The organism is Methylobacterium variabile (genome assembly GCF_001043975.1).
GTDB lineage: Bacteria > Pseudomonadota > Alphaproteobacteria > Rhizobiales > Beijerinckiaceae > Methylobacterium > Methylobacterium variabile.
The window spans coordinates 1-25,747 of the sequence record NZ_LABY01000008.1; the positions used below are offsets into that span (position 1 = coordinate 1).

At 72.0% G+C, this 25,747-nt stretch carries 21 protein-coding genes; 11 read left to right on the forward strand and 10 right to left on the reverse strand.

Annotated features, from left to right (window positions below):
- The 4 genes from VQ02_RS01020 to VQ02_RS01035 all read left to right on the forward strand — a co-directional run.
- Positions 1-390 (forward strand): outer membrane protein (locus VQ02_RS01020; RefSeq protein WP_048442294.1); only part of this gene is annotated, 390 nt, incomplete at its 5' end.
- Positions 391-604: 214 nt separating this feature from the next.
- Positions 605-1,570, forward strand: a complete 966-nt coding sequence (locus tag VQ02_RS01025; RefSeq protein ID WP_083468966.1) for an extracellular catalytic domain type 1 short-chain-length polyhydroxyalkanoate depolymerase — start codon at positions 605-607, stop codon at positions 1,568-1,570.
- An 84-nt stretch (positions 1,571-1,654) separates the two neighbouring features.
- Positions 1,655-2,461 carry an AraC family transcriptional regulator gene (locus VQ02_RS01030; RefSeq protein WP_048442295.1) on the forward strand — a complete coding sequence of 269 codons (807 nt, stop codon included), beginning with the start codon at positions 1,655-1,657 and terminating at the stop codon, positions 2,459-2,461.
- 68 nt (positions 2,462-2,529) lie between these two features.
- Positions 2,530-3,354, forward strand: coding sequence for a methyltransferase domain-containing protein (locus VQ02_RS01035; RefSeq protein ID WP_048442296.1), 825 nt, complete (start codon positions 2,530-2,532; stop codon positions 3,352-3,354).
- A 17-nt stretch (positions 3,355-3,371) separates the two neighbouring features.
- Here the strand turns inward: VQ02_RS01035 and VQ02_RS01040 are convergent, their stop codons facing one another.
- Both VQ02_RS01040 and VQ02_RS01045 read right to left on the reverse strand, forming a co-directional pair.
- Complete coding sequence (locus VQ02_RS01040; RefSeq protein WP_048442297.1) at positions 3,372-4,712, reverse strand: sigma-54-dependent transcriptional regulator; 1,341 nt, start codon at positions 4,710-4,712, stop codon at positions 3,372-3,374.
- A complete protein-coding gene (locus tag VQ02_RS01045; protein WP_048442298.1) occupies positions 4,709-6,577 on the reverse strand; it encodes a sensor histidine kinase in 1,869 nt (622 codons plus the stop codon). Before VQ02_RS01045 ends, VQ02_RS01040 begins: the two co-directional genes overlap by 4 nt.
- 351 nt (positions 6,578-6,928) lie before the next feature.
- Here VQ02_RS01045 and VQ02_RS01050 point away from each other — a divergent pair, with 351 nt between their 5' ends.
- The 3 genes from VQ02_RS01050 (at position 6,929) to VQ02_RS01060 (ending at position 10,324) form a co-directional block, all read left to right on the forward strand.
- Entirely contained in the window at positions 6,929-8,278 is a 1,350-nt protein-coding gene (locus VQ02_RS01050; RefSeq protein WP_048442299.1) for a dicarboxylate/amino acid:cation symporter, read from the forward strand.
- A gap of 124 nt (positions 8,279-8,402) precedes the next feature.
- Positions 8,403-9,221 carry an alpha/beta hydrolase gene (locus VQ02_RS01055; protein WP_048442300.1) on the forward strand — a complete coding sequence of 273 codons (819 nt, stop codon included), beginning with the start codon at positions 8,403-8,405 and terminating at the stop codon, positions 9,219-9,221.
- Positions 9,222-9,334: 113 nt separating this feature from the next.
- Positions 9,335-10,324, forward strand: coding sequence for a cation diffusion facilitator family transporter (locus tag VQ02_RS01060; protein WP_048442301.1), 990 nt, complete (start codon positions 9,335-9,337; stop codon positions 10,322-10,324).
- A gap of 76 nt (positions 10,325-10,400) precedes the next feature.
- Here the strand turns inward: VQ02_RS01060 and VQ02_RS01065 are convergent, their stop codons facing one another.
- From VQ02_RS01065 to VQ02_RS01075, 3 genes are all read right to left on the reverse strand, one after another.
- The gene (locus VQ02_RS01065) at positions 10,401-11,936 is read right to left on the reverse strand and encodes an undecaprenyl-phosphate glucose phosphotransferase (RefSeq protein ID WP_048442302.1); all 1,536 of its coding nucleotides are present in this window, start codon (positions 11,934-11,936) and stop codon (positions 10,401-10,403) included.
- Positions 11,937-12,083: 147 nt separating this feature from the next.
- Complete coding sequence (locus tag VQ02_RS01070) at positions 12,084-13,304, reverse strand: glycosyltransferase (protein ID WP_048442303.1); 1,221 nt, start codon at positions 13,302-13,304, stop codon at positions 12,084-12,086.
- 170 nt (positions 13,305-13,474) lie between these two features.
- Entirely contained in the window at positions 13,475-14,059 is a 585-nt protein-coding gene (locus VQ02_RS01075) for a polysaccharide biosynthesis/export family protein (RefSeq protein ID WP_048442304.1), read from the reverse strand.
- A 205-nt stretch (positions 14,060-14,264) separates the two neighbouring features.
- Between VQ02_RS01075 and VQ02_RS01080 the strand changes: the two genes are divergently transcribed.
- Together VQ02_RS01080 and VQ02_RS01085 are read left to right on the forward strand one after the other, a co-directional pair.
- Positions 14,265-16,625, forward strand: coding sequence for a GumC family protein (locus tag VQ02_RS01080; RefSeq protein ID WP_083468967.1), 2,361 nt, complete (start codon positions 14,265-14,267; stop codon positions 16,623-16,625).
- A 115-nt stretch (positions 16,626-16,740) separates the two neighbouring features.
- The gene (locus tag VQ02_RS01085) at positions 16,741-18,087 is read left to right on the forward strand and encodes an Nramp family divalent metal transporter (RefSeq protein WP_083468968.1); all 1,347 of its coding nucleotides are present in this window, start codon (positions 16,741-16,743) and stop codon (positions 18,085-18,087) included.
- Between the two features lie 6 nt (positions 18,088-18,093).
- Here the strand turns inward: VQ02_RS01085 and VQ02_RS01090 are convergent, their stop codons facing one another.
- A complete protein-coding gene (locus VQ02_RS01090; protein WP_048442313.1) occupies positions 18,094-18,705 on the reverse strand; it encodes a CatB-related O-acetyltransferase in 612 nt (203 codons plus the stop codon).
- Positions 18,706-18,789: 84 nt separating this feature from the next.
- Between VQ02_RS01090 and VQ02_RS01095 the strand changes: the two genes are divergently transcribed.
- Complete coding sequence (locus VQ02_RS01095) at positions 18,790-21,129, forward strand: NADP-dependent malic enzyme (RefSeq protein WP_048442314.1); 2,340 nt, start codon at positions 18,790-18,792, stop codon at positions 21,127-21,129.
- 254 nt (positions 21,130-21,383) lie between these two features.
- On the opposite strand, the gene VQ02_RS01100 is transcribed toward VQ02_RS01095, so the two are convergent.
- On the reverse strand, positions 21,384-22,202 hold the full coding sequence (locus VQ02_RS01100; protein WP_048442305.1) for an NAD(P)H-dependent oxidoreductase: 819 nt from the start codon (positions 22,200-22,202) through the stop codon (positions 21,384-21,386).
- A 91-nt stretch (positions 22,203-22,293) separates the two neighbouring features.
- Here VQ02_RS01100 and VQ02_RS01105 point away from each other — a divergent pair, with 91 nt between their 5' ends.
- Positions 22,294-23,214 (forward strand): LysR family transcriptional regulator, encoded by a 921-nt coding sequence (locus tag VQ02_RS01105; RefSeq protein ID WP_048442306.1) that lies wholly within the window; start codon positions 22,294-22,296, stop codon positions 23,212-23,214.
- Between the two features lie 170 nt (positions 23,215-23,384).
- Here the strand turns inward: VQ02_RS01105 and VQ02_RS01110 are convergent, their stop codons facing one another.
- From VQ02_RS01110 to VQ02_RS01120, 3 genes are all read right to left on the reverse strand, one after another.
- Positions 23,385-24,122 (reverse strand): LptA/OstA family protein, encoded by a 738-nt coding sequence (locus VQ02_RS01110; RefSeq protein WP_048442307.1) that lies wholly within the window; start codon positions 24,120-24,122, stop codon positions 23,385-23,387.
- Between the two features lie 3 nt (positions 24,123-24,125).
- Positions 24,126-24,869 (reverse strand): LPS export ABC transporter periplasmic protein LptC, encoded by a 744-nt coding sequence (lptC, locus tag VQ02_RS01115; RefSeq protein WP_048442308.1) that lies wholly within the window; start codon positions 24,867-24,869, stop codon positions 24,126-24,128.
- A 147-nt stretch (positions 24,870-25,016) separates the two neighbouring features.
- Positions 25,017-25,631: a ribonuclease D gene (locus VQ02_RS01120; protein WP_048442309.1), complete on the reverse strand. Its 615-nt coding sequence runs from the start codon at positions 25,629-25,631 to the stop codon at positions 25,017-25,019.
- Positions 25,632-25,747 lie beyond the last annotated feature (116 nt).

Sequence of the window (25,747 nt, forward strand, 5' to 3'; positions counted from 1 at the left end):
CGCTACGCCTGGGACCGCACCCTGGTCTACGCCACCGGCGGTTTCGCCTACGGCTCGGGCGGTGGTCGCGACTTCGGCCTGCCGAACTCCAGCCGCGACGAGTTCCAGACCGGCTGGACGGTCGGCGGCGGCGTCGAGTACGCCCTGCCCACCGACTCGTTCCTGAACTTCTTCCGTTCGTCGGCCGTGACCCTCAAGGTCGAAGGCCTGTACGTGAACCTGGATCAGGGCAACCGCAACAACGGCGTGTTCGCGCAGACCGCCAACGGCACCCAGTACTCGGTGCTGTCGCCGAGCGTGGTGTCGGTCGGCCCGGCCGCCCTGTACCGTCGCGAGACCGAGTTCGCGGTCGTCCGCGCCGGCCTGAACTACAAGTTCGGCTCGTACTAAGACCGACGTTCCGTCCCCTGGACGGCGCGAAGCCCGGCCTCACGGCCGGGCTTTTCGCGTTCCGGCGCCCTGTGCCGCCGGCGGACGATCCTCTTCGCGGGCCCGGCTTTTGCGTTGCGGGTCCACGCCGTCTCCGGCAGGCTCCGCGAGCCCGATTCCCCAACGGAAGGGAAGCGGACGAGTCTAGCGCCGGGACCCCACGGAGCCGAGCACCATGCGCCACAGCTTCCTGGCCGAGATCACCCGCCGGGCCGAGGGCCTCGCGCGGCATCTGCGCGACGCAGGACAGGAGGCGCTCGGCCGGCTGCGCGGCACGGGATCGGCCGGGACGCCGGTATCCGGGCGCTTCCTCGACCTGACCTTCGGCAACGCCGGGGGGCAGCGCGCCTATCGCCTCTACGTGCCGGGCGGCTACCGCGGCCGGCCGGTGCCCCTGGTGGTGATGCTGCACGGCTGCACCCAGTCGCCGGAGGATTTCGCCGCCGGGACCGGCATGAACGACGTGGCGGAGGCCGAGACCTTCCTGGTCGCCTACCCGGCCCAGACCGCCGCCGCCAACCAGGCCCGGTGCTGGAACTGGTTCAGCCCCGCCGATCAGGGCCGGGACCGCGGCGAGACCGGCCTGATCGCCGGGATCACCCGCGCCGTGATGGCGGCCTACGCCGTCGATCCCCGGCGCGTCTACGTCGCCGGGCTCTCGGCCGGGGGCGCCGCGGCGGCCAACGTCGCGGCGGCCTATCCGGACCTCTACGCCGCCGTCGGCGTGCATTCCGGCCTCTGCGCCGGGGCGGCCCGCGACCTGCCGGGGGCGCTCGCGGCGATGCGCGACGGCGCCGCCGGGGCCGCGGCCCCGCTTCCCACCATCGTGTTCCACGGTGACCGGGACACCACCGTGAACCCGCGCAACGGGGACGCCCTGGTCGCCGCCACCGGCGGCCGGCTGATCCGGCGCGAGGAGTGTGCGGTGCCGGGCGGCCGCGCCTTCGAGCGCAGCCTCTACGCCGACGCCTCCGGTCGCCCGGCCATCGAGCACTGGCTGGTCCGCGGCTCCGGCCACGCCTGGTCCGGCGGCAGCCCGGCCGGCAGCTACACCGACCCGGCCGGGCCCGATGCGGGCCGGGAGATGTGGCGGTTCTTCAAGGAGCATCCGCGCCGGATCACCGGTCCCCTCGGCGCCTGAGCGACGCCGCGTCCGCCTCGCGAGAGTGACCGCACTGCGGTCGCCTGAAGCAGTCAGCCGGAAAGCGTATGAGGACGGCCGCGCATGACGGAGGAGAGGCACCGGGCATACCAATATTGCTCCGGCCTGCCCGGGCTCGAGGCGGTCGCGATCTCGTCCGACCGCACCTTCCCGCGGCACGCCCACGACCAGTGCGGCGTCGGCGTCGTCCTGGATGGCGGCCACCGGTCCTGGAGCGGTGTCGGTGCCGTCGAGGCCTTCGCGGGTGACGTCATCACGGTGAATCCGGGCGAGATCCACGACGGCCTCCCCATCCAGGCCCGGCCCCGGTCCTGGCAGATGCTCTACCTCGATCCGGTGCGCCTCGCCGACCTGCTGCACGAGGAGCTACCCCGGGAGGTCGAGATCGCCCGTCCGGCGCTGCGCGATCCGGTTCTCGCCGGGCGCCTCACCCGGCTCTTTTCGGAGATCGCCGCCGCCCGGCCGGACGCCTTCGCGGTGGAGGAGGAAATGGTGCGGACCCTGATGCACCTCTTCGCCCGCTACGGCAGCCGCCCGGCGCCGCGGCCCGGTCCGCCGCCCTTCGTGGCCCGGGCGCTGCAGCGTCTGGAGGACGCGCCCGGGGAGGCCGCGACCCTGGCGGAACTGGCCGGATTGTCGCGTGTCAGCCGCTTTCAGCTCCTGCGCGGCTTCGCCCGCGCCACCGGTGCGACGCCGCACGCCTACCTGATCCAGCAGCGTGTCCGCCTGGCGCGCAGGCTCCTGGCCGCCGGGCGCAGGCCTGCCGAGGCCGCAGCGGAGGCCGGCTTCGCGGATCAGAGCCACATGTCCCGTGCCTTCATGCGCCAGTTCGGGGTGACGCCGGCCCGCTACCGCGCCTCCCTCGCCTGAGCCGCAATCCCGTTCAAGACCGGCCCGGCCGGCTCGCGCGAGATGGCTGCCGAGAGACGGAGGCAGCGATGCGGGACGGTCCGGAGCACGGCTACGTTCACGGCTATGACGCAGGGGAGCAGGCGCGCCTGCACGATCAGGCGGCGACGCTGGAGACGCTGCTGCACCACGACAGCAGGTTCCCGGAGGGCTGCACGGTGCTGGAGGCGGGCAGTGGCGTCGGAGCCCAGACGCTCCCGCTCCTGCGGCGCAACCCGGGCATCCGGCTGACCTGCGTGGACATCGCGGCCGCCTCCCTCGCCGAGGGGCGGGCCCGGATCGCGGCCGCCGGCCTGCCCCTGCCGGCCTTCCGGCAGGCGGATCTTCGCGCCCTGCCCTTTGCGGACGCGGCGTTCGACCACGCCTTCGTCTGCTTCGTGCTCGAGCACCTGCCCGAGCCCGCCGCCGCCCTGGCGGAGCTGCGCCGCGTGGTGCGCCCGGGCGGGAGCCTGACCGTGATCGAGGGCGACCACGGCTCCGTCCTGCTCCACCCGGAGGACGCTGCGGCGCGGGCCGCCATCGCCTGCCAGGTGGTGCTGCAGCGCGCGGCGGGCGGCGACGCGGAGATCGGCCGTCGCCTCGCGCCGCTCCTTCGGCAGGCGGGCTTCGCCGAGGCGCGGGTCTCGCCCCGCCTCGTCTACGTCGACGGATCCCGGCCGGCCCTGGCGGAAGGCTTCATCCGCCGAACCTTCACGGCGATGGTGGCGGGCATCCGGGACGAGGCCGTCCACGCGGGGCTCACGCAGGAGGCCGCGTTCGATGCCGGCCTGCGCGGCCTCCTGCGCGCGGCGGACCCGGACGGCACCTTCTGCTACACGTTCTTCAAGGCCGTGGCCGTCGTGCCCGCGGTCTGATCGGCGTGCGGCGCCCCTCAGCGGTAGTCGTTCGGGTCGAGGCCGTGGCGGGCGATCTTGTCGTAGAGGGTCTTTCGCGGGGTGCCGAGGGCTTCCGCCGCGACCCGGACGTCGCCCCCGGCCATGATCAGCTCGTCGCGGATCAGGCCGCGCTCGTGGCGGTCCATCTGCTCGGCGAGCGTCGCGGGCCGGGCGGGCTCGGCCGCGGCCGGGCCGGCGGGCGTGAGGCCGAGCGCGCAGCGCTCGGCGAAGTGGCCGAGCTCGCGCACGTTGCCGGGCCAGTCGTGCCGGCTCAGATGCTCGCGGATCGCCGGCGTCACCGGCGGCGCCTCGCGGTTGAAGCGGGCGGCGGCCTTGCGCAGGAAGTGCTCGAACAGGAGCGCCACGTCCTCGCGCCGCTCGCGCAAGGGCGGGATCGCCACCGAGACCACGTTCAGGCGGTAGTACAGGTCGTCGCGGAACGTTCCTTGGGCGGCGGCCTGGCCGAGGTCGATCTTCGTCGCCGCCACGACCCGCATGTCGACGGGCTGGATCGCGTTGGTGCCGAGCGGCTCCACCACCCGCTCCTGCAGCACCCGCAGCAGCTTGACCTGGATGGTGAGCGCCATGCTCTCGATCTCGTCGAGGAACAGCGTGCCGCCGTCGGCGTGGGCGATGCGCCCGACCCGCTTCTTCAGTGCCCCCGTGAAGGCGCCGGCCTCGTGGCCGAACAGCTCGCTCTCCACCACGGTGTCCGGCAGGGCGCCGCAATTCATCGCCACGAAGTTGCCCTTGGCCCGCCGGCTCCAGCGGTGCAGCGCGCTCGCCACCACCTCCTTGCCGGAGCCGGTCTCGCCGAGCACCAGCACGTCGACGTCGGCCTCCGCGACCTCGCGCACGAACTGGCGCAGGCGGGTGATCCCCGGCGAGACGCCGAGGAAGGCCGGATCCTCCGCCACCGCGGCGTCGAGGCGGGCCCGGAGGGTGCGGTTCTCCAGGACCAGCCGGCGGCGCTCCAGGGCCCGGCGCACGGAGGCGACGAGCGTCTCGGCCGGGTAGGGCTTGGCCAGGAAGTCGTAGGCCCCGCCCCGCATCGCCCGCACCGCCATGGTGATGTCGCCGTGGCCGGTGATCAGGATCACGGGCAGCTCGGGATCCGCCTCCTGCACGGCGGAGAAGAGGCCGAGCCCGTCGATCCCCGGCAGGCGTACGTCGGTCACCACCACGTCGGGCGGCTCGGCGAGGATCGCCCGCAGGGCCGATTCGGCGTCGGCATGGGTCTCGACCGCGAAGCCCGCGAGGTCGAGGCTCTGGCTGTTGGCCCGCCGCACCTCCTCCTCGTCGTCGACGAAGACCACGCGTCCGGCAGGATGGCTCATGCGGCGGCTCCTTGATCCGCGGCGGCTCCTTGCGCCGTGGCGGCGCCCTGGGCCGCCGCGGGGGCGAGCGGCAGCTCGACCCGGAAGAGGGCGCCGCCCTCCGGCGAGGGACCGGCCGAGAGGGTGCCGCCGCACTCCTCCACGATGCCGCGCGAGATCGCGAGGCCGAGGCCGAGGCCGTTGGTCTTCGTGGTGAAGAACGCGTCGAAGACCTGGTTCGCCCCGTCCGGCAGCCCGCCGCCGTTGTCGCCCACCTCCAGCACCGCGCGCTCCCCCTCCACCCGCACCGTCACGGTGATGCGGGGATTTTTGGCGCCCTCGACCGCGTCGAGGGCGTTCTGCAGCAGGTTGACCGCGACCTGCTCCAGCCGCGGCCCCTCCCCGAGGACGTAGGGCGAGGGCTCGGGGAGCGCGAGGGCGAGGTCGATGCCGGTCAGGCGCACCTCCACCACCTCGAGGCTCGCCCGCACCACCGCGGACAGGGCGACCGGGTCGCGCCGCCCCGAGGCCCTGCGGGCGAAGCCCTTGAGCTGGCGGGTGAGGAGGGCGATGCGCTCGGTCAGGCGGCCGACGGCCGAGAGGTTCTCCGCCGCCTCCGGCAGGCGCTCGCGCTGGATCAGGATGCCGGCATTGTCGGCGTAGGAGCGGATCGCCGCCAGCGGCTGGTTGATCTCGTGCGCCATGCTGGCGGCGAACTGGCCAAGCGCCGCCAGGCGGCCCGCATGGGCGAGCTCGCGCCCGAGGCGCTGGCGCTCGGCTTCCGTGCGCTGCCGCTCGGCGATCTCGGCCTTGAGCTTCTGGTTGGCCTCGGTCAGGGCCCGGGTCCGCTCCCGCACCCGCTCCTCCAGCTCGGCGCGCCGGGCCGCCTCCTCCGACAGGCTCTCCCGCAGGCGCCGGCGGCGCCCGACGATCTCGGCGAGGCCGAGGCAGGCGAGGGCGACGATCAGCCCGGCGATGACCTGGGCCTGGACGCGCTCGCGGCCCACCGCCACCCCGACGCGGGTCAGGGTATGGAGCCGCCAGGTCGTGCCGGGGATCGGGGCGTCGAGGGGCAGCGCCAGGCGGGCCGGCAGGGCGCCGCTGCCGATTCGGACCAGGCCGTTGCCGTCCGCCACGGGGTGGATCGGCAGGGGGGCGAGGGCGGCGTCGCCGAACTCGAGCCGCTCGCGGATCAGACGGCGCTCCCCGTCCGGAACCGGCCGCAGGGCGCCGAAGCGCCAGGCCGGCTCGCTCGCCACCAGGACGATGCCGCGGGGATCGGTGACCATCACGGTCTCGCGGCCGGCCTGCCAAGCGGCCTCAATGCCGTCGAACTCGACCTTGACCACCACCACGCCGGTCCGCCCGCCCGGACCCGCGACCCGGCGACTGAGATAGAGACCGGGCCGGCCGCTGACGGTGCCGAGGGCGAATTGCCGCCCCGCCCCTTCCGCCAGCGCCTGCTGGAAGTACGGCCGGAAGGCGTACACCGCGCCGACGAAGCTGCCCGGCTCCCCGGCATTGCTCGCCGCCACCGCGGTGCCGTCCTGGCGGATGACGTAGATCACCGCCGCTCCCGAGGCCCGGGCGATCTCGGCCAGCCGGTCGTTGACCCGGGCGAGCAGGGCCGGGTCCGGACCGGGCCCGACCACCGCGGTGATCTCCGGATCGCTGGCCAGCGCCAGCGGCAGGGAGCCCTGCTTCTGCATCTCGGTGCGCAGGCCGGCGACGTGGAGCGCCAGGGTCGAGGAGGCCGAGCGCCGCAGGTCGGCGAGGGCCGCCCGCTCGGCGTACCGGCCCGCCAGCAGGGCCGCCGCCAGCACCGCGGCGAGGCTGAGGAGCCAGGGCAGCGCCGGGGAGTGCGCCAGCGCGCGCCAGCCGGTCACGGCCGAACCCGGGCCGGTGCGGAAATCCGCACGGCGTCCCGGCCCGCATTGCGGCGCGCCGGAAGGGGCGAGCGGGCTGTCTCCTCCTGCGTCATGAAAATCCTTTTATTGTTCCACACTTAAGAAAAAATTTCGGTTTCCGGCCGGCTGGCACGCCGGTTGCCATTGTGTGTCTGTCCGCGGCCCAACCGGCCCGCGGCCGGTCTTCCCAGTGTGTCTGTCCGCGGCCCCATAGCCGGTCCGCGACAGGTCTTCCGAGGTCACCCCGCCGCAAGGCCAAGAGCAAGAGCGTCACCGCGGTCCGCCGCGATCCGCCCGTCCCGCAACAGAGCCATATAGGGAGAACGTCCGATGGCTACGATCCCGTCCCCGTTGACCGCGCCCCACGCGCCGCCGGCCCCGAAGCCGATCTACAGGACCCTCTACTTCCAGGTCCTGGTCGCCGTCGCGATCGGCATCACGCTCGGGCACTTCTACCCGCAGCTCGGCGCCGACATGAAGCCGCTCGGCGACGCCTTCATCAAGCTCGTCAAGATGATCATCGCCCCGGTGATCTTCCTGACCGTGGTCTCCGGCATCGCCGGCATGACCAACCTCGAGAAGGTCGGCCGCGTCGGCGGCAAGGCGCTGGTGTACTTCATCACCTTCTCGACCCTCGCGCTCATCGTCGGCCTGATCGTCGCGAACCTCGTCCAGCCGGGCGCGGGGATGCACATCGATCCCAAGTCGCTCGATCCGAAGCAGATCGCGATGTACGCCGAGAAGGCGAAGACGCAGTCGATCACCGACTTCTTGATGAACATCATCCCGTCGACGGCGGTGGGTGCGTTCTCGGGCGGCGAGATCCTCCAGGTCCTGTTCTTCTCGGTGCTGTTCGGCTTCGGACTCGCCTTCCTGGGCGAGCGCGGCAAGCCGGTGCTCGACTTCATCAAGATCCTGTCCGAGGCGATCTTCGGCGTCGTCCACATCATCATGAAGGTCGCTCCCATCGGCGCCTTCGGCGCGATGGCCTTCACCATCGGCAAGTACGGCATCTCCTCGCTCGCCAACCTCGCCTACCTGGTCGGCGCCTTCTACCTGACCTCCGCGATCTTCGTCTTCCTCGTCCTCGGCGCGGTCGCCCGCTACAACGGCTTCTCGATCGTCAAGCTGATCCGCTACATCAAGGAGGAGCTGCTCCTCGTCCTCGGCACCTCGTCCTCCGAGTCGGCCCTGCCCTCGCTGCTCGAGAAGATGGAGCGCGCCGGCTGCTCGAAGCCGGTGGTCGGCCTGGTGGTTCCCACCGGCTACTCGTTCAACCTCGACGGCACCAACATCTACATGACCATGGCGGCCCTGTTCATCGCCCAGGCGACGGACACCCCGCTCTCCTACGGCGAGCAGGCCCTGCTGCTCCTCGTCGCCATGCTCTCCTCGAAGGGCGCGGCCGGCGTCACCGGCTCGGGCTTCATCACCCTGGCGGCGACCCTCGCGGTGGTCCCCTCCGTGCCGGTCGTCGGCATGGCGCTGATCCTCGGCATCGACCGCTTCATGTCGGAGTGCCGCGCGCTCACCAACTTCATCGGCAACGCGGTGGCCTGCATCGTGGTCGCCCGCTGGGAGGGTGAGGTCGACATGGACCGCCTGAAGGCCGCCCTCGACGGCAACCCGCTGCCGCTCGACCAGACCGGCCCGGTTCCGGCCCTCCAGGCCGCCGAGTAACCCACGGTCCGGGGCCACGGCCCCGGACCCTTCCCAGGACGGGGCGGCCCTGCGCGCGGCGCGGGGCCGCCCCTTTTCGTTTCTGCGCTATCGTCGCGCCGGATGCTTCCGGGAAGGACCGACCATGGCGGATGGCGACTGGCGCGGGATGGACCGCGCCGCCTTGAGCAGGGCCTACGACAATTCCGGCGCGGTCGCCGGCAGCAGCGCCTTCATGGCGGCCCTGCGCGAGCGCAGCGCCGCCTTCCGCGACGCGCGTCCGGGGGAGCTGGACATCCCCTACGGCGACGGCCCGCGGCAGCGCTTCGACCTTTTCCGCTGCGGCAAGGCCGGCGCCCCGCTCCTCGCCTTCATCCACGGCGGCTACTGGCAGCGCAACGCCAAGGACGGGTTCTCGGCGCTGGCCGAAGGGCCCCTCGCCCGCGGCCTCGACGTGGCGATGATCGGCTACACCCTCTGCCCCGAGGCGACGATGACGGCGCTCGCCGCCGAGATCCCGGCGGCGCTGGCATCCCTGCGCGCCGTTGCCGCCCCGCCCCGCCTCGTCGTGTCGGGCTGGTCCGCCGGCGGCCACCTCGCGGCGCTCGCGATGACGTGTCCCGAGGTCGATGCCGGCCTCGCCGTGAGCGGCATCTTCGACCTCGCGCCGATCCGGCGCACGACGCTCGACGACGCCCTCCACCTGAGCGAGGACGAGGTCGTCGCGCTCTCGCCGATCCGGAACCTTCCAGGTCAGGCCGGGCCGCTCATCGTGGCGTATGGCGGGAACGAGCTGCCGGAGCTCTGCCGGCAATCGCAGGTCTACCAGGCCGCCTGGGCCGGGACCGGGCTGCCCGGCGACCTCCTGGCCCTGCCCGGCGACGACCATTTCACGGTGCTCGACCAGATGATCCGCCCGGACGGGGCGCTGACGCAGGCGGCCCTGCGGCTGGCGGCCGGGTGATGCGGCGTCCCGCGGGGCTCACCGTCCCGCGGGTCACGATTAAACAGACCGCCCGCGCCGACCGCGCGGGCGGACCGGCCAGGCGAGAATTAGGCGAGAATCAGGAATTCGGCATGGGCCAGCACCACGACCACGCGCACGATCATGGCGACCACGATCACGGGCATGGTCACGGCCACCATCACCATGGCGCGGGCCATGCTCACGGCCCGGGCCACGTCCACGCCCCGGCGAATTTCGGCCGGGCCTTCGCGATCGGCATCGCCCTCAACACCGGCTTCGTGCTGATCGAGGGGGTCTACGGGTTCCTGACCGATTCGGTGGCGCTGCTCGCCGATGCCGGCCACAACCTCTCGGACGTGCTCGGCCTCGTCGTCGCCTGGGCGGCGGCGACCCTCGGCCAGCGCCAGCCGACGGCGCGGTTCACCTACGGCCTGCGCTCCTCGTCGATCCTGGCGGCCCTGTTCAACGCGGTGTTCCTGCTGGTGGCCGTGGGCGCCATCGCCTGGGAGGCGGTGCAGCGCTTCAGCGAGCCCGCCCCGGTCCCGGGCCTGACCGTGACGGTGGTGGCGCTGATCGGCATCGCGGTGAACGGCGTCACCGCCTGGCTGTTCGCCTCGGGGCGCAAGGGCGACCTCAACGTCCGCGGCGCCTACCTGCACATGGTGGCGGATGCCGCGGTCTCGGCGGGCGTCGTCCTGGCGGGCCTCGCGATCGCCTGGACCGGCTGGACCTGGATCGACCCCGCGACCAGCCTCGTCATCGTGGCGGTGATCGTCGCCGGCACCTGGGGGCTCCTGCGCGACAGCGTCGTGCTCTCCCTCGACGCCGTGCCGCCGGGGATCGACCCGGCGGCGGTGCGCCGCTGCCTCGCCGAGCGGCCGGGGGTGGCGGAGGTCCACGACCTCCACGTCTGGCCGATGAGCACCACCGAGACGGCGCTGACCGCCCACTTGGTGATGCCGGACGGGCATCCCGGCAACGCGTTCCTGAACGAGTGCGCCCGGGAGCTGCGGGGCCGCTTCGGCATCGCGCACGTCACCCTCCAGGTCGAGCTGGCGGGGGGACCGGCCTGCGCCCTGGCGCCGGACCACGTGGTGTGACGCGGATCGGGGACCGGCGCGAATCGGCACGATCCCTTCAGCGCGCCATCGACGCGTCGATGGCGCGCCTGGTCTGTCAGTACGCGTTCTCGGTCTTGAACAGCGCCAGCGGGGTCATCGCCAGGATCTGCAGGTCGAAGAACACCGACCAGTTCTCGATGTAGTACAGGTCGTGCTCGACCCGGCGCTGGATCTTCTCGTTGGTGTCGGTCTCACCGCGCCAGCCGTTGATCTGGGCCCAGCCGGTGATGCCGGGCTTGACCTTGTGGCGGGCGAAGTAGCCGTCGACGACCTGGTCGTAGAGGGTGTTGGCGGCCTTGGCCTGCAGGGCGTGCGGGCGCGGCCCGACCAGGGAGAGGTCGCCCCTCACCACGTTGATGAGCTGGGGCAGCTCGTCGAGGGAGCTCTTGCGGATGAAGCGGCCGACCGGCGTCACCCGCGGGTCGCCCTTGGTGACGACCTTGGCGGCGGTGTAGTCGCACTGGTCGATGTACATCGAGCGGAACTTGTAGACGTCGATCACCTCGTTGTTGAAGCCGTGGCGCTTCTGCCGGAAGAAGATCGGCCCCGGCGAGGACAGCTTCACGGCGATCCCGACCGCCAGCATCACCGGCGAGAGCAGGACCAGCAGCAGGGCGCCGACCACGCGGTCGAACACGCCCTTCACCACCACGTCCCAGTCGGCGATCGGCCGGTCGAACACGTCGAGCACCGGCACCGAGCCGAGATAGGAGTAGCTGCGCGGGCGAAGCCGCAGCTTCGAGGCGTGGGCCGAGAGGCGGATGTCGACCGGCAGGACCCAGAGCTTCGCGAGCATCTGCAGGATGCGCGCCTCGGCCGAGATCGGCAGCGTGAACACGATCAGGTCGAGCTTGGTGCGGCGGGCGTAGGTCACGAGGTCGCTGACGGTGCCGAGCTTGGGGTAGCCGGCGACCACGTCGGCCGAGCGGCCGTCGCTGCGGTCGTCGAAGAGGCCGACGACCTTCAGCCCGGAATCAGCCTGCGCCTCGATTGCCCGGATCAGCGCCTCGGCCGGCTCGCCCCCGCCCACGATGGCGACGCGCCGGTCGAAGCGGCCCCGGCGCATCTGCGAACTCACCACCATCGACAGGATCAGGCGCTCGGCCACGAGCAGCGCCAGTCCCGCGCCGTACACGCTCACCAGCCACAGCCGCGAGTACTGGTCGCCGAGCTTGGCGAGGAACAGCACGGTGGCGGCGAGCAGCATCACCAGCGACCAGCCGAGCACCACCCGGGCGCCGACGCTGAAGAAGGCCCGGAACGCCCGGATGCCGTAGGCGCCGAGCGCCTGGAGCACCAGCACGTTGAGGGCGGCGAGGCCGAGGATCGCCCCGACGTAGCCGAGGTGGAGCGGCACCACGCCGGCGAGGAGCCAGCGCTGGGCGCACAGGCCGGCGAGGGCCACGAGGGCGAACTCGATGGCGCGGACGCAGCCGGTGAAGACCACCGGCGAGACGACCGAGTCCGGCCGCACGGGGGCCAGGGTCTCGGCGGGCGGCACCGCCTCGCGGCCCTGGCCGGTCTGGCCGAGCGGCCCGCCCTGCTCGGCCGCCACGGTCTTGAGGATGTCGCGGACGTCGAACGCACTCATGACACGGCTTCCGGTAATGCGTCGCGGCGAAAGGGCCCCGCGTCGGGGGCGTTGACCCGCAAGCCTGCCTGACAGCCCTGACGGAAGGCTTAAGGCGATCGCGACGGGTTGGTTGAAAATCCGGGAGAACCGGCGAGCCCGGCCGGCTCAGGCGTCGCCGCGCCCGGCCCGCGCGGCGGCGTAGCCGGCGAGCCCGTCCTCGGCCATCTGGTTCATCGAGAAGCGGCAGCGGACGAAGGCGCTCAGGGCCGCCGCCTCGCCCCGGCGCAGCTCCGGGTCCTGGTCCACCTTGCGCAGGATCGCCTCCGCCAGGGCGGCGGCGTTCCGCGGCGGCACCAGGGCGGGGGCGGCCGGGCCGAAGATCTCCGGGATGCCGCCGACATCGGTCGAGACCAGCGGCTGCGCCGCCGCCGCGGCCTCGAGGATCACGTAGGGCAGCGACTCGGCGAGCGAGGGCACCACCATCACGGTGGCGCGGCTCAGGGCGGCACGGATCGGCTGCGGCGGCTCGAACTGCACCGCCTGCGCCAGGCCCAGATCGGCGACCCGCTTGCGCAGGGCGACGTCGTCGGGGCCCGAGCCCACCACCAGGAGGGTCAGGCTCCGTCCGTGCTCCCGACGCAGGCGCGCCAGCGCCTCGAACAGCACCGGCACGCCCTTCGCCTCGCGCAGCTCGCCGATATAGACGAGGTCGAACCGGTCCGCCGCCGGGGCGATGGGAGCGAACTCCTCGGCGCCGATGCCGTTGTGCACCACCCGCACCAGCCGGTCGGTGGGGCCGACATAGGCCCGGTAGCGCCCGGCGATGTAGTCGCTCTCGAACAGGAAGACGTCGGTGCGGAGCGTGAGCACGCGCTCCGCCAGCATGTAGAGGCGGTGCAGCGGCGAGCCCGGGCGGTAGTTGAAGCTGCCGCCGTGGGGCGTGTAGGCCCGCACGGGCCGCGCGTCCGGCCCGGTCAGCGCCAGGCGGGCGAACAGGCCGCCCTTGGAGCCGTGCCCGTGCAGCACCGTCGGCCTGGAGCGGCGCACGAGGCCGGCGAGCGTCGCCAGCGCGGTCAGGTCGCTCGGATGCGGGTTGCGGCGCATCGGCAGCCGGGTCAGGCCGAGGGCGAGGTGCGGCGCCAGCTCGTTCAGGGTCGCGTCGGCGCGGGCGCCCCCGGTGCTCGCGTCGCAGAAGAGGCCGACCTCGTGCCCGGCGGCCACCTGCAGCCGCGCGACGTCGAGGACGTGGCGGAAAAGGCCGCCGACCGGGGCCCGGAAGACGTGCAGGATCCGCTCCCGCGGGGCCGGCGCGGGGCGCGGCGCCTCCGCGACGTTCGGCGCTGCGGGGTCTGCGACGATGCGGAGAGGTGACGCGGCCACGTGCATGATCCCGGCTCGATGACGGCGCCGCGGCGCGCGGCGGCCTCCATCTCGCCCGGGCTCCGTGGCCGGCGGGTTAAGGGAGCGGCCGGAAGACCACTCCCGGTCTCGATCGATGAGCGCGTGGTTAATCGGCGGTCAGCGCAAGTCGAAGACTTGCTCCGTTCCGGCTCGTCTCAGAACCAGCGCTCCTTGACCACGATCGTGTCGCCGGGGCGGACCGGATAGGTCATCGGCACGATGCCGGAGACGAGGCCGCCCGGCCCCTCGCGGGTGAGCACGGCGTAGTCGCGGGCCGCCCGCGGGCCGAAGCCCGCCGCGATCGCCACCGCGGTCTCCACCGTCATGCCGCTCACGTAGGGGTACTGGCCCGAGGTGGTGACCTCGCCCAGGATGAAGAACGGCCGGTAGACGTCGACCTCCACGGTGACGTGGGGCTCGCGGACGTAGCCGTCGCGAAGGCGTGCCTCGATGGCGCGGGCGGCCTGGGCGGTGCTGCCCCCGGCGACGCGGATCGGACCGATCAGCGGCAGGGCGATGCGCCCGGCCCCGTCCACCGCGTAGATGTTCGAGAGGTTGTCCTGCCCGAACACGATCACCCGCAGCTTGTCGCCGGCGGCGAGGGAGTAGGCGGCGCCGATCGAGCCCGTGCCGGTCTCGTCGAGGAGAGCGGTGCGGTATTCCGGCCGCAGGCAGCCGCCGAGCCCGAGCGCGGTCGCCGAGGTGATCGCCAAGCCTGTGAGAAGGGCGCGTCGGTTCATCGCTTCCGGCCAGTCCAAGTCGTGTCGGCAAGGTCTTCCTGCTCGGTCTAGGACGCCATGGTTAATGAAGTCTGACCCGCAGCGCCTGTGCTGACCCGGGTCGCCGTCGCGGGTCGGTCCTTAACTACGCCGCAACCTTAATCGGGTGTTCTCGCGCCAAGGCCCGGCTTGGGCCGGCCTTTCGTCTCCTGACCGACGGTCCGCAATGCCCCGCGTCTTCCCCTTCGCCGAGCGGTCGCACGCCCGCCTGCCCGACCGCCTCGCCGGCCGGAGCCGCAAGGGTGCCAAGGAATCCGGCGCCAAGGAAGCCGGCACCGGCACGCCTCGCCCCGACGACGCCGGCTGGGCCGGAGAGGACGGCCTGACCCTCGGCGACGTCGGCCGCCTGCTGCGCCGGCGCTGGCTCGCCGTCCTGCTGCCGACCGTCGCGGCCTTCGGGCTCGCGGTGGTCTTCGTCCAGGTGGTGACGCCGCGCTACACCGCGGAATCCAAGCTCCTGCTCGAGAGCCGCGACAGCGCGCTGACCCGCCTGCAGCAGGACCGGGGCGAGCTGCCCCAGCCGATCGACGAGCAGGCGGTGGCGAGCCAGGTCCAGGTGGTGATGTCCCGCGACATCGCCCGCGAGGCGATCAAGAGCCTCGGCCTCGTCGGCAACCCCGAGTTCGACCCCATGGTGCAGGGCGTCGGGGGCCTCCAGCAGGTGCTGGTGATGCTCGGCCTGGCGCAGAACCCCCTCGACCGCGACCCGCTCGACCGGGTGCTCGAGAAGTACTTCGAGCGGCTGCTGGTCTACTCGGCCGGCAAGTCGCGCATCCTCACGATCGAGTTCCGCTCGAAGGACCCGGAGCTCGCCGCCCGCGCCTCCAACACCATCGCGGACCTCTACCTCGCCTCGCTCGCCGCCGCGAAGGTCGACACCGCCCGTTACGCCTCGACCTGGCTCGGCTCGAACATCGAGACCCTGCGCAGCCGGGTCTCGGAGGCCGAGGCGAAGGTCGAGGCCTTCCGGGCCCGCAACGGGCTGATCGTCGGGGGCGGCACCAGCAACCAGCCGCTCGCCGTCCAGCAGCTCGCCGAGCTCTCGACCCAGCTGACCCAGGCCCGGGCCGCCCAGGCCGATGCCGGCGCCAAGGCCAAGCTGATCCGCGAGATGATCAAGGACGGCCGCGGCTTCGAGATCCCGGACGTCGCCAACAACGAGCTGATCCGGCGCCTGGTCGAGCAGCGCATCGGCCTCAAGGCCCAGCTCGCCCTCGAGGCGCGCACCCTGCTGCCGCAGCACCCGCGCATGAAGGAGCTGAACGCCCAGCTCGAAGGCCTGGAGGCGCAGGTCCGCGCCGCCGCCGACCGCACCGTGCGGGCGCTCGAGAACGACGCCCGCATCGCCGGCAGCCGGGTCGAGAGCCTGCAGGCGGCGGTGGACGCCCAGCGCACCGTGGTCGCCAAGGCGAACGGCGCCGAGGTCGAGCTGCGCGCCCTGGAGCGCGAGGCCCGGGCCCAGCGCGAGCAGCTCGAATCCTATCTCGGCCGGTTCCGCGAGGCCGCGGCCCGCGACGCGGCGAGCGCGGCGCCGGCGGATGCCCGCGTGGTCTCCCGCGCGATCGTGCCCGACCTGCCCTCCTTCCCCAAGAAGCTGCCGATCGTCGCCTTCGCGACCGTGATCGCCTTCCTGTTCGCCATCGGCGCCGTGGTGGCCAAGGCGCTCCTCGCCGGCGACCCGCCCGGCCGCGGCCGCCCGCCGGCCCGCCGGCCCGAGGCGGAGCCGCCGACCGCCGCCCTCTTCGCGCCGGTGCCGGCCGCCGGTGCGGCCGCGCCCGCGGCGGCCTCCGCCGCCGGTCCGGCCGAGCCCGCGGTGGCGGTTGTCGCCGTCGATCCGGCCCCGATGCCCGCTCCCGCTTCCCGTCCGGAGGTCCCGGCGGCGCAGGCCTCGCCCGGGCCGCTCCCGGCCGCGCGGCCGCCCTTCGAGGCGCGCTACGACCTCGACCTGCTGGTGACGCGGCTCGACGCGATCGAGACTGCGGGAGGTGGCCGGCGGGTGCTCCTCATCGGCACCGGCGACGAGACTGACCTCGACGGCCTCGCCCGCAGCCTCGGCAGGGTCGCCTCCCTGCACGGCCGCGCCCTCCTGGTGCGCCTCGACGGCCCGCGCAGCGCGCAGCCGGGCCTGACCGACCTCGTCGCCGGGCGCGCCGACTTCACGGCCGTGATCCAGCCCGAGGCCGGCCCGCGCCTGAACCTGATCGGCCGCGGCGGCGGCGAGCCGGAAGCGCTGATCGCCGGGCGCGACACCCTCGGGCTCACCTTCGACGCCCTCGGCGAGGCCTATGACTGGGTGATCGCCTGCCTCGACGACGGCTTCGCCGCGCAGACCCGGCCGCTGGTGAGCGCGATCGCGGCCTGGATGGATGCGGTGGTCATCGCCTCGAACGCCGAGGCCGACGATCCCCGCCTCGTCGGCCTGTTCGAGACCGCCGAGGCCGCCGGGGTGCCGGAAGTGATCGTGGCCCAGGACCGGGCCCCGGCCGCGGTGACGATGCCCGCCTACCCGCTGCGCCGCACGGCCTGACCCTGACCTCCGCCCGCCGCGCGGCGCGGTGAATCGTCCGGAGGGTCGCGGCGCTGCGAACCCGGCAAGGCCCGGCCTGTTGTGCCCTCGGTGTCGTTCGATACTCCGAGGGGGCATGTCAGAGCACGGTTCCGTTTCCCGCCCGCGCGCAGTCGATCCGCTTCCGTCCGCGTCCCGCTCCCGCACCCAGGACGGCCCGCCGCGATCCAGCGGCTCCGGTCTCCTGCGCCTCGTCGGTGGCGGGGTCATCACCGGGGCGGCGGACGACGACCCCTCGGCGATCGGCACCTATGCCAGCGCCGGCGCGAAGTTCGGCCTCGGCTTCCTGTGGATCGCCCCGGTCCTGCTGCCGATGATGGTGGTGGTGGTCTACGTCTCGGCCAAGCTGGGACAGGTCTACGGCAAGGGCCTGTTCGCGGCCATGCGCGACCGCTACCCGCGCTGGGTCCTCTACCCGACCGTGCTCGGCGCCTTCACCGGCAACGTCATCGAGGCGGCGGCCAATCTCGGCGGCATCGGCGCCGCCCTCAACCTGCTGGTGCCGCTGCCGGTGCCGCTGATCGTCACGATCGCGGCGGCGGTGATCCTGGCCTTCCAGATCTTCGGCTCCTACGCGCTCCTGCGCCGCCTCTTCCGCTGGCTGGCGCTCGCGCTCTTCGCGTACGTCGCCGCCGCCGTGATGGCCCGGCCCGATCCGGGCGAGGTCCTGTACCGGACCTTCGTGCCGAGCCTCACCCTCGACGGCGAGGCCCTGGCGATGATCGTGGCCTGCATCGGCACCTCGCTCTCGGCCTACATCTACACCTGGCAGTCGAACCAGGAGGTCGAGGACGAGATCGGCCAGGGCCGTCACCGGCTCGAGCAGCGCAAGGGCGCGACCGACGGCGAGTTGCGGCGCACCCGGCGCGAGGTGATCGCCGGGATGCTGTTCTCGAACCTGATCCTGTACTTCATCATCCTGTCGACCGGCGCGACCCTGCACCCCGCCGGCCAGACTGCGATCGACAGCGCCGCACAGGCGGCGGCCTCCCTCGAGCCCCTGGCGGGCTCCGGCGCCAAGGTGCTGTTCGCTCTCGGCGTCGTCGGCGTCGGCTTCCTGGCGGTGCCGGTGATGACGACGGGGGCGGCCTACGACCTGGTGCAGGGCGTCGGCGCGAAGGGAAGCCTGCACGCGCGGCCGAGCGAGGCGAAGCTGTTCTACGGCACCATCGCGGCGGTGACGGTGGTGGCGGTGGGCCTGAACTTCCTCGGCTTCAACCCGATGCGGGCCCTGGTCTGGTCCGGGGTGGTGCAGGGCGTCTCGGTGCCCCCGCTCCTCTTCCTGATGATGCTGATGACCAACGATCGCCGGATGATGGGGGACCGGGTCAACGGCCGGCTCACCAACCTGCTCGGCTGGACGACCGTGGCGGTGACCTTCGCGGCGACCGCCGGCCTCGTCGCGACCTGGATCATCGCGTGAGCTGGATCATCGCGTGAGCGCGTCCCCTCCCCCGAGCGCCCGCACCAGGGCCTCGGCCTCGCCGCTCTGAAGCAGCGGCACCAGGGTGCGCACCCGCTCCGGCGGCAGGTCCCACCAGGCGGTCGCGACGAGGGCCGCCACGATCTCCGGCGGGAAGCGGTGGCGGATCACCCGGGCCGGGTTGCCGGCGACGATGGCGTAGGCCGGCACGTCCCGGGTCACCACGGCGCGGGCCGCCACCACGGCGCCCGGGCCGATCGTGACCCCCGACAGGATCATGCAGCCGGAGCCAAGCCAGACGTCGGCCCCGATCGCCACGTCGCCCCGGGTGGCGTGGTACGCCTCCGGCGCGTCGAGGTCCGGCCACAGGCCCCGCATCGCCGCGAAAGGATAGGTCGAGACCCAGTCGGTGCGGTGGTTGCCGCCGAGAAGGATCTCGACCTTGTCGGCGATCGAGCAGTAGGGGCCGATCGTCAGTCTCGCGCCGGATTCGGGGAAACGGACCTTCGGCCTGCCGTAGGAGAAGGGCGCGATCCGGAAGCCGTGGCGTCCGGCGAGCTTGGCCAGATGCAGGCGGGTCTCGTTGTGAGGGTTGCGCCCCTGCCGCAGGCGGTGCAGGAAATCCCTCACCCGCGGGCACCGTCGTGAGTCGCGGGCGGGATGGCGGACCCGACCAACTGGGCGATCCGGGGAGAGAGCGCGGTGAGCAGCAACATTTCGGATGATCTGAAGAGCGGAGCGCTGTTCTACCACCGTCATCCGCGGCCCGGGAAGCTGGAGATCCAGCCGACCAAGCCGCTGGGCAACCAGCGCGACCTGGCCCTCGCCTACTCCCCCGGCGTCGCCGCCGCCTGCGAGGCGATCGCCGCCGATCCCGAGGAGGCCGCGACCCTGACGGCGCGCCAGAACCTGGTGGCGGTGGTCTCGAACGGCACCGCCGTGCTCGGCCTCGGCGACATCGGCCCCCTCGCCTCCAAGCCCGTGATGGAGGGCAAGGCGGTCCTGTTCAAGAAGTTCGCCGGCATCGACGTCTTCGACATCGAACTCAACGAGAAGAACGTCGACAAGCTCGTCGACGTCGTGGCCGCCCTCGAGCCGACCTTCGGCGGCATCAACCTGGAGGACATCAAGGCCCCGGAGTGCTTCGAGGTCGAGGAGCGCTGCCGGGCCCGGATGAACATCCCGGTCTTCCACGACGACCAGCACGGCACGGCGATCATCGTCGCGGCCGCCGTGCTCAACGGGCTCGAATTCGCCGGCAAGCAGATCGCGGACGTCAAGATCGTCACCTCCGGTGCGGGTGCGGCGGCGCTCGCCTGCCTCAACCAGCTCGTCTCGCTCGGTGCGCGCCGCGAGAACATCTTCGTCACCGACATCGAGGGCGTGGTCTATCGCGGCCGTGAAAAACTCATGGACCGCTGGAAGTCGGCCTACGCGCAGGACACCCAGGCCCGCACCCTTGCCGAGGTGATCCCGGGGGCCGACGTCTTCCTCGGCCTCTCCGCCGGCGGCGTGCTCAAGCCGGAGATGCTCGAGCGGATGGCCGAGAAGCCGCTCATCATGGCGCTCGCCAACCCCTATCCGGAGATCATGCCGAACCTCGCCGAGGAGAAGCGGCCGGACGCGATGATCTGCACCGGGCGGTCGGACTTCCCGAACCAGGTCAACAACGTCCTGTGCTTCCCCTACATCTTCCGGGGCGCGCTCGACGTCGGCGCGACCACGATCAACGAGGAGATGAAGGCGGCGGCCGTGAAGGCGATCGCCGGGCTCGCCCGCGAGACCCCGTCCGACGTCGTCGCCCGGGCCTATGGCGGCGAGGCGCGGCCGTTCGGGCCGCACTCCCTGATCCCGAGCCCGTTCGACCCGCGGCTGATCCTGCGCATCGCCCCCGCCGTGGCGCAGGCGGCGATGGATTCCGGCGTCGCCAAGCGGCCGCTGCCGGACGTGCAGGCCTACGCCGAGTCCCTCGACCGGTTCGTGCATCGCTCCGGCTTCATCATGAAGCCGGTCTTCACCGCGGCCAAGGAGGATCCCCGCCGGGTCGTCTACGCCGAGGGCGAGGACGAGCGGGTGCTGCGCGCCGTCCAGGCGATCGTCGAGGAGGGGCTGGCCAAGCCCATCCTGATCGGCCGCCCGAACGTGATCGAGACCCGGCTGAAGCGCTTCGGCCTCTCGATCCAGCCTGGCCGCGACTTCGAGCTGATCAACCCCGAGGACGATCCGCGCTACCGCACCTACGTCCAGACCTACATCGACCTCGCCGGGCGCCGCGGCATCACGCCGGACGCCGCCCGCACGCTGGTGCGCACCAACACCGCGGTGATCGGGGCGCTGGCCGTGCGCCGGGGCGAGGCCGACGCGCTGATCTGCGGCCTCGAGGGCCGGTTCGAGAGCAAGCTCCGGGTGATCCGCGACATCATCGGCCTCGCGCCGGGCGCCCGGGACTTCGCGGCGCTCAGCCTGATCGTCACCTCGAAGGGCGCCTACTTCCTGGCCGACACCCACGTGCGGCCGGACCCCAGCGCCGAGGAGATCGCCGACGTTGCCATCGCCTGCGGCGACACCGCCCGTCGCTTCGGCCTGTCGCCGAAGATCGCGCTCGTCAGCCACGCCGATTTCGGCTCGTTCGACACGGCGTCCGCCCGCAAGATGCGGCAGGCCCTGAACCTCCTGCGCGAGCGCGCCCCCGACCTCGAGGTCGACGGCGAGATGGGCGCCGACACCGCCCTGTCGCAGGAGATCCGCGACAAGGTGCTGCCGGGCTCGCGCCTCAAGGGCGAGGCCAACGTGCTGATCATGCCGAACCTCGACGCGGCCAACATCGCGTTCCAGTTCTCGAAGATGCTCGCCGACGCGCTGCCGGTGGGACCCCTGCTGCTCGGGCCGGCGCAGCCCGCCCACATCCTCACCCCCTCGGTGACGGCCCGCGGCATCGTCAACATCACGGCCGCCGCCGTGGTCGAGGCGCAGGGGAGCGAGGGCGTGGCGGTCGAGGCCGACAGCACCGCGGAGGCGGGGACGCCGCTGATGTCGGCGTAATCGAAGCGAGACGGCCCGGCGGGACGATCGCCGGGCCGTCACGGTCTGCAGGGATATTTCAAAGTAAAGCGAGGTGCTCCTCTCCGACGCGAGAGAAGGAATTCTGCGACATCTGGACTCAGAGATGAACCCAGTTAACTTGACCATATGTGCGGGTCTGCTCTCGACCCCGTGCGGACCCTAGGAAGGTCCGTTTGCAGGCCGCCCACGGAGCAGGGGCCGAAACCCAGATTTTGGGCCTTGCCGTCCCGTCATCAGCTTCGGCATTCGACTTGGCGAACGTTATGATCCGGCCGCTCGATATGGGCGGCGAAACCGGTGAGGTCCGGTCTGACCCGCTCCGGGCACAACTCCATTGACGGGATCGTGTAATCTCCGCCGTTCTGGCGGCGGAACGGGATGGGCGGCGTCTCGAACAGGGTTCGCATCCGGCCTTTCAGTGCGGTCGCTGTCTCGTCGAACGTCGCCGCGTCGGTCCGGTCGGCGCGATACAGCACGAACGGCGGCAGCACGTCGTAGCCCGGATAAAACAGCATCCCGTGGTGGATGGGGAAGAGCAGGTCGTCGATGGGACCGTTGATCCCCCGGGGACCATAGTGGGACGGCCAGCCTCCGGCCGTCACGATGAGCATCGCACGCTTACCTGCGAGGGTGCCTTCCCCGTAGCGATCGCCCCAGCGCGTTTCGCTGTGCTCGCCGACGCCGTAGGCGAAACCGAACGCGTAGACCCGATCGATCCACCCTTTCAGGATCGCCGGCATGGAGAACCACCAGAGAGGAAATGCCAGGATGAGCGCGTCCGCCCAGAGCAGGTCTTCCTGTGCGGCGACGACGTCCTGCGTCAGGCTCCCGGTGACGAAGGCCTCACCCGACGCAGCGGGCACCCGCAGGCGCGCCGAGGCGGGCAAGGCGGGGAAATCGAGCCGGTCGACCTCGGATTTCCAGCCGATCGCGTAGAGGTCGGTCACGCGGACCGCGTGACCATCGGCCTGGAGTTCGGCCACCGCCACATCGCGCAGGGCGTTCGTCAGAGAGGCCGGATCGGGATGGGCGGAGACGACGAGGATCTTCATGCGCGCGGTTCACCGAAGGAGGTAGCCGCGAAGCTAGGCGCAGCTCGATCCATCCGGTAGCTGAGGGTAACGGATAGGATCATGCCGCTGCATGGATGGATCGGGCGTTACACTGGAGCGGATGCGCAGCTTCGTGCGCGTCGCCGAACGCGGCAGCCTGTCGGCTGTGGCACGTGAGCAGGGCGTGGGGCAATCGACCGTCTCGCGACACGTGGCGGAACTCGAAAGCGCACTCGGCGTCACGCTCCTCAACCGGACGACCCGGCGCATCACTCTCACCGACGAGGGGCAGCGTTACCACGCCGAGGCGCGCACCATCCTGCGGCTGGTGGACGAGGCGACGGACGGGGCGCGAAGCGCCAGCGGGGGCCTGACCGGTACAATCCGCATCTCCTGCACCGCGGCTCTTGGGGTCCGCCACGTCTGCCGGATGCTCTTTTCCATCCAAGATCGCCATCCGGGGATCGTGGTGGATCTCAGCCTGTCTGATGCGCGCATCGACCTTGTGCAGCAGGCAGTCGACGTCGCGATCCGGCTCGGCCCCCTCCCCGACAGCACCATGCAGTGCCGAACCATCGGCCGATCTCGCCGCATCCTGGTGGCATCCCGCGCCTATCTCGCAGAGCGGGTGCGGCCTGAGACGCCCGACGATCTGGCTGGCCACACCTCGATCCGCATGAGCAACGTCGCCGGAAGCGCGATGCTTTCCCTGCGCGGATCGGATGGCTTGGCGGTCCGTATTCCTTTCGACGGCCACCTTTGGGTCGATCACGGCTTGGCGGCCCGCGAGGCTCTGGCCCAGGGGCGCGGGATCGCGGCAGCGCATGTCTGGCTCATCGACGATTTGCTGGCGGCCGGGATGGTCGAGCAGATCCTGCCTGAGTTCACGCTCGAGCCTGTACCCCTTTCACTGCTCGTCGTGCCCGGTCGCACGCGCATCAAACGCGTCCGAATGCTGGTGGATGCGCTCGCCGCTTCGCTTGCGACGCTGCCCGGTCTCGTCCGGGAGTGATGGTCGCGTTCAGTGATGCGCGAGCACCGGCTCAACGGCTGTTCCGGACCAAAGCGGAGCGTCTGGTTTTGGCCGCGGTGTTAAAGCCTGCTCACCACCCTCAGCAGCCAATCGCACTGTCAAGCCGATTGGGTTCAGACCCGACAGTCCCGTAGAGGGAGAGATCGTCCTCAGTTCCCCGCCTGCGCCCGCGGCTTCGGCGCCGCCTTGCCGGCCTGGGCCGGCGGTTGCGGGCAGCCGGCCTGCTTGCCCTTGGCGCTGTCGTCCTTGCCGCCCGGCACGAACATCGCGGAGACGCGCCCCCCCGCCACCGGGTCCATGTTCGCCCGGCCGGTATTCATGTCGTAGACGAGGCGCGAGCCGCGGGTGACGTTCTGGCACTGGCTCAGCACCACGTTGCCGGTCAGCACGACCCGATTCGCCACCCGGTCGAACACCGCGTTGTCGCCGCTGGCGACCTGGTCCTTCGACACGACCGTGACCGGACCGGCGCAGACCACCTGACGGATCGCGCTGCCGTCGGTCGGGTCTGCGCCCTTGGGCTCGGGCTTGGCCTCGGCGGCGGGGGCATCCGCGCCCTTCCCCTCGGCGGCCTTGCCCTTCGGGTCCTTCTCCTTGCGCTGGTAGTGCACGGTCATGCTGGAGCAGCGGATCGTGCTCTCGCCCTGCACCGCCACGACGTTGCCGGCGAAGACCGCCTTGTTCTCGCGGTCGAACACGTCGAGCCGGTCGGCGTCGATCTTGATCGGCTCCTTGCCGGTGCCGTTTCCGAAGGCGCCGAAGCCGGAGCCGGCCTCCTTCTTCTTGGCAACGGGGGGCGCGGTCTCGGCCCGCAGACCGGACGGGAGGGCGAGGGCGACGAGGGTGAGGCACCCGAGCGCCGCGAGGGCCGGGAGACGGGGACGCACGGCTCAATCGTCCTTGATCTGGGCCTCGGTGGTCCGCAGACGCGGATCCTGCTCCGAGGAGTCTTGCGAGGGGTCGTGGCTGGAGAAGACCGCCTTGACGTTGCCGACGAAGGAGATGGTCTTGCCGTTCTCGGTCACGTCGAGGCCGTCGGCCTTGATCGAGCCGGTCGGCATCGTGACGGTGACGGCTTCCCGCGAGGACATCGTGCCGGCCTTGAAGTCGACATGGGCCGAGGTCAGCCGCGCCTCCTGGCCCTTGTCGGTCCACAGGCGGATGTGCTGGCTCAGGTCCAGCGCCTCCTTCTGGGTGTCGAAGATGCCGGCCGTCGCCTCGATATGGGCGAGCCCGCCCGACTCGTCGGTGGTGAGGCGGCCGAGCATGTTCTGCAACTCGATGACGAAGGGCTTCCTCACGTCCTGGAGCGCCGCCTTGGCGGTGACCACGTAGGGGCGGTTGTCCTTCGAGCGGTAGCCCGAGAGGCGGGGGCTCTCCATCGTCACCTTGGAGCCCGAGACGCCGATCGAGCCGAGGCTGACCGAGACGCCGAGCTCGCCGAACGGGTTGAGCCAGGTGCCGACCACGATGGCGAGCCCTGCGGCGCCCGCCCCGAAGGGGATCGCGCGCCGCAGCCAGCGCACCTGCGCGCTGTGCCGGCGCGCCTGGGCGTGGGCGCGCAGGCGCCGGGGATCGAGGGCCGGACCGGCCGGGGACGGGACCGCTTCGAGCAAGGACTTGGCCACCTGCATCACGCTCCGACCCGGCGCGGGGGCGCGCGGGTCTCTCGAGCCATCGGGTCGTGCACCGGCCCGGTGTCGAAGTTGTGGCCGGCAGGGTAGCAGAACGGCCAGGCTTCTGTCTCTCGTTCTTCGCTCGGGCGCCGCGCGGTCTCGCCGTCAGCTGTGCGCGAAGATGTCCGTCTCGTCCCACTCGAGCAGGTCGAGGCGGGCCCGGGTCGGCAGGAAGTCGAAGCAGGCCTGCGCCAGGGCGGAGCGCTCCTCCCGGGCCAGCATCGCATCCAGCCGCTCGCGCAGGGCGTGGAGGTGGAGCACGTCGGAGGCCGCGTAGTCGACCTGCGCCTGGGTCAGGGTCTCGGCGCCCCAGTCCGAGGATTGCTGCTGCTTCGACAGCTCGACGCCGAGGAGCTCCCGCACCAGGTCCTTCAGGCCGTGCCGGTCGGTGTAGGTGCGGGCGAGCCGCGAGGCGATCTTGGTGCAGTAGATCGGCCCCGGCATCACGCCGAGGCGATGGGAGAGCACCGCCAGGTCGAAGCGCGCGTAATGGAAGATCTTGGTCACCGCCGGATCGGCGAGCACGCGCTTGAGCACCACCGGCTCGGGCCCGATCCGGGGGATCTGCACCAGGTCGGCCTCGCCGTCGCCGCGGGAGATCTGCACCACGCAGAGGCGGTCGCGGTGGGGCTGGAGCCCGAGGGTCTCGGTGTCGACCGCGATGGCGGGGCCCGGCACGTAATCGTCGGGCAAGTCGCCGCGATGCAGGCGATGGGGCATGGGAGAGGTGTCCGGGGAAGCGCGTCGTCGTGGCTGCCCCGGCGCCTATCACCCGGCCCGCGGACCGGCAAGCGTCGCAGACCAGCGAGCGTCGCAGACCAGCGAGCGTCGCAGAC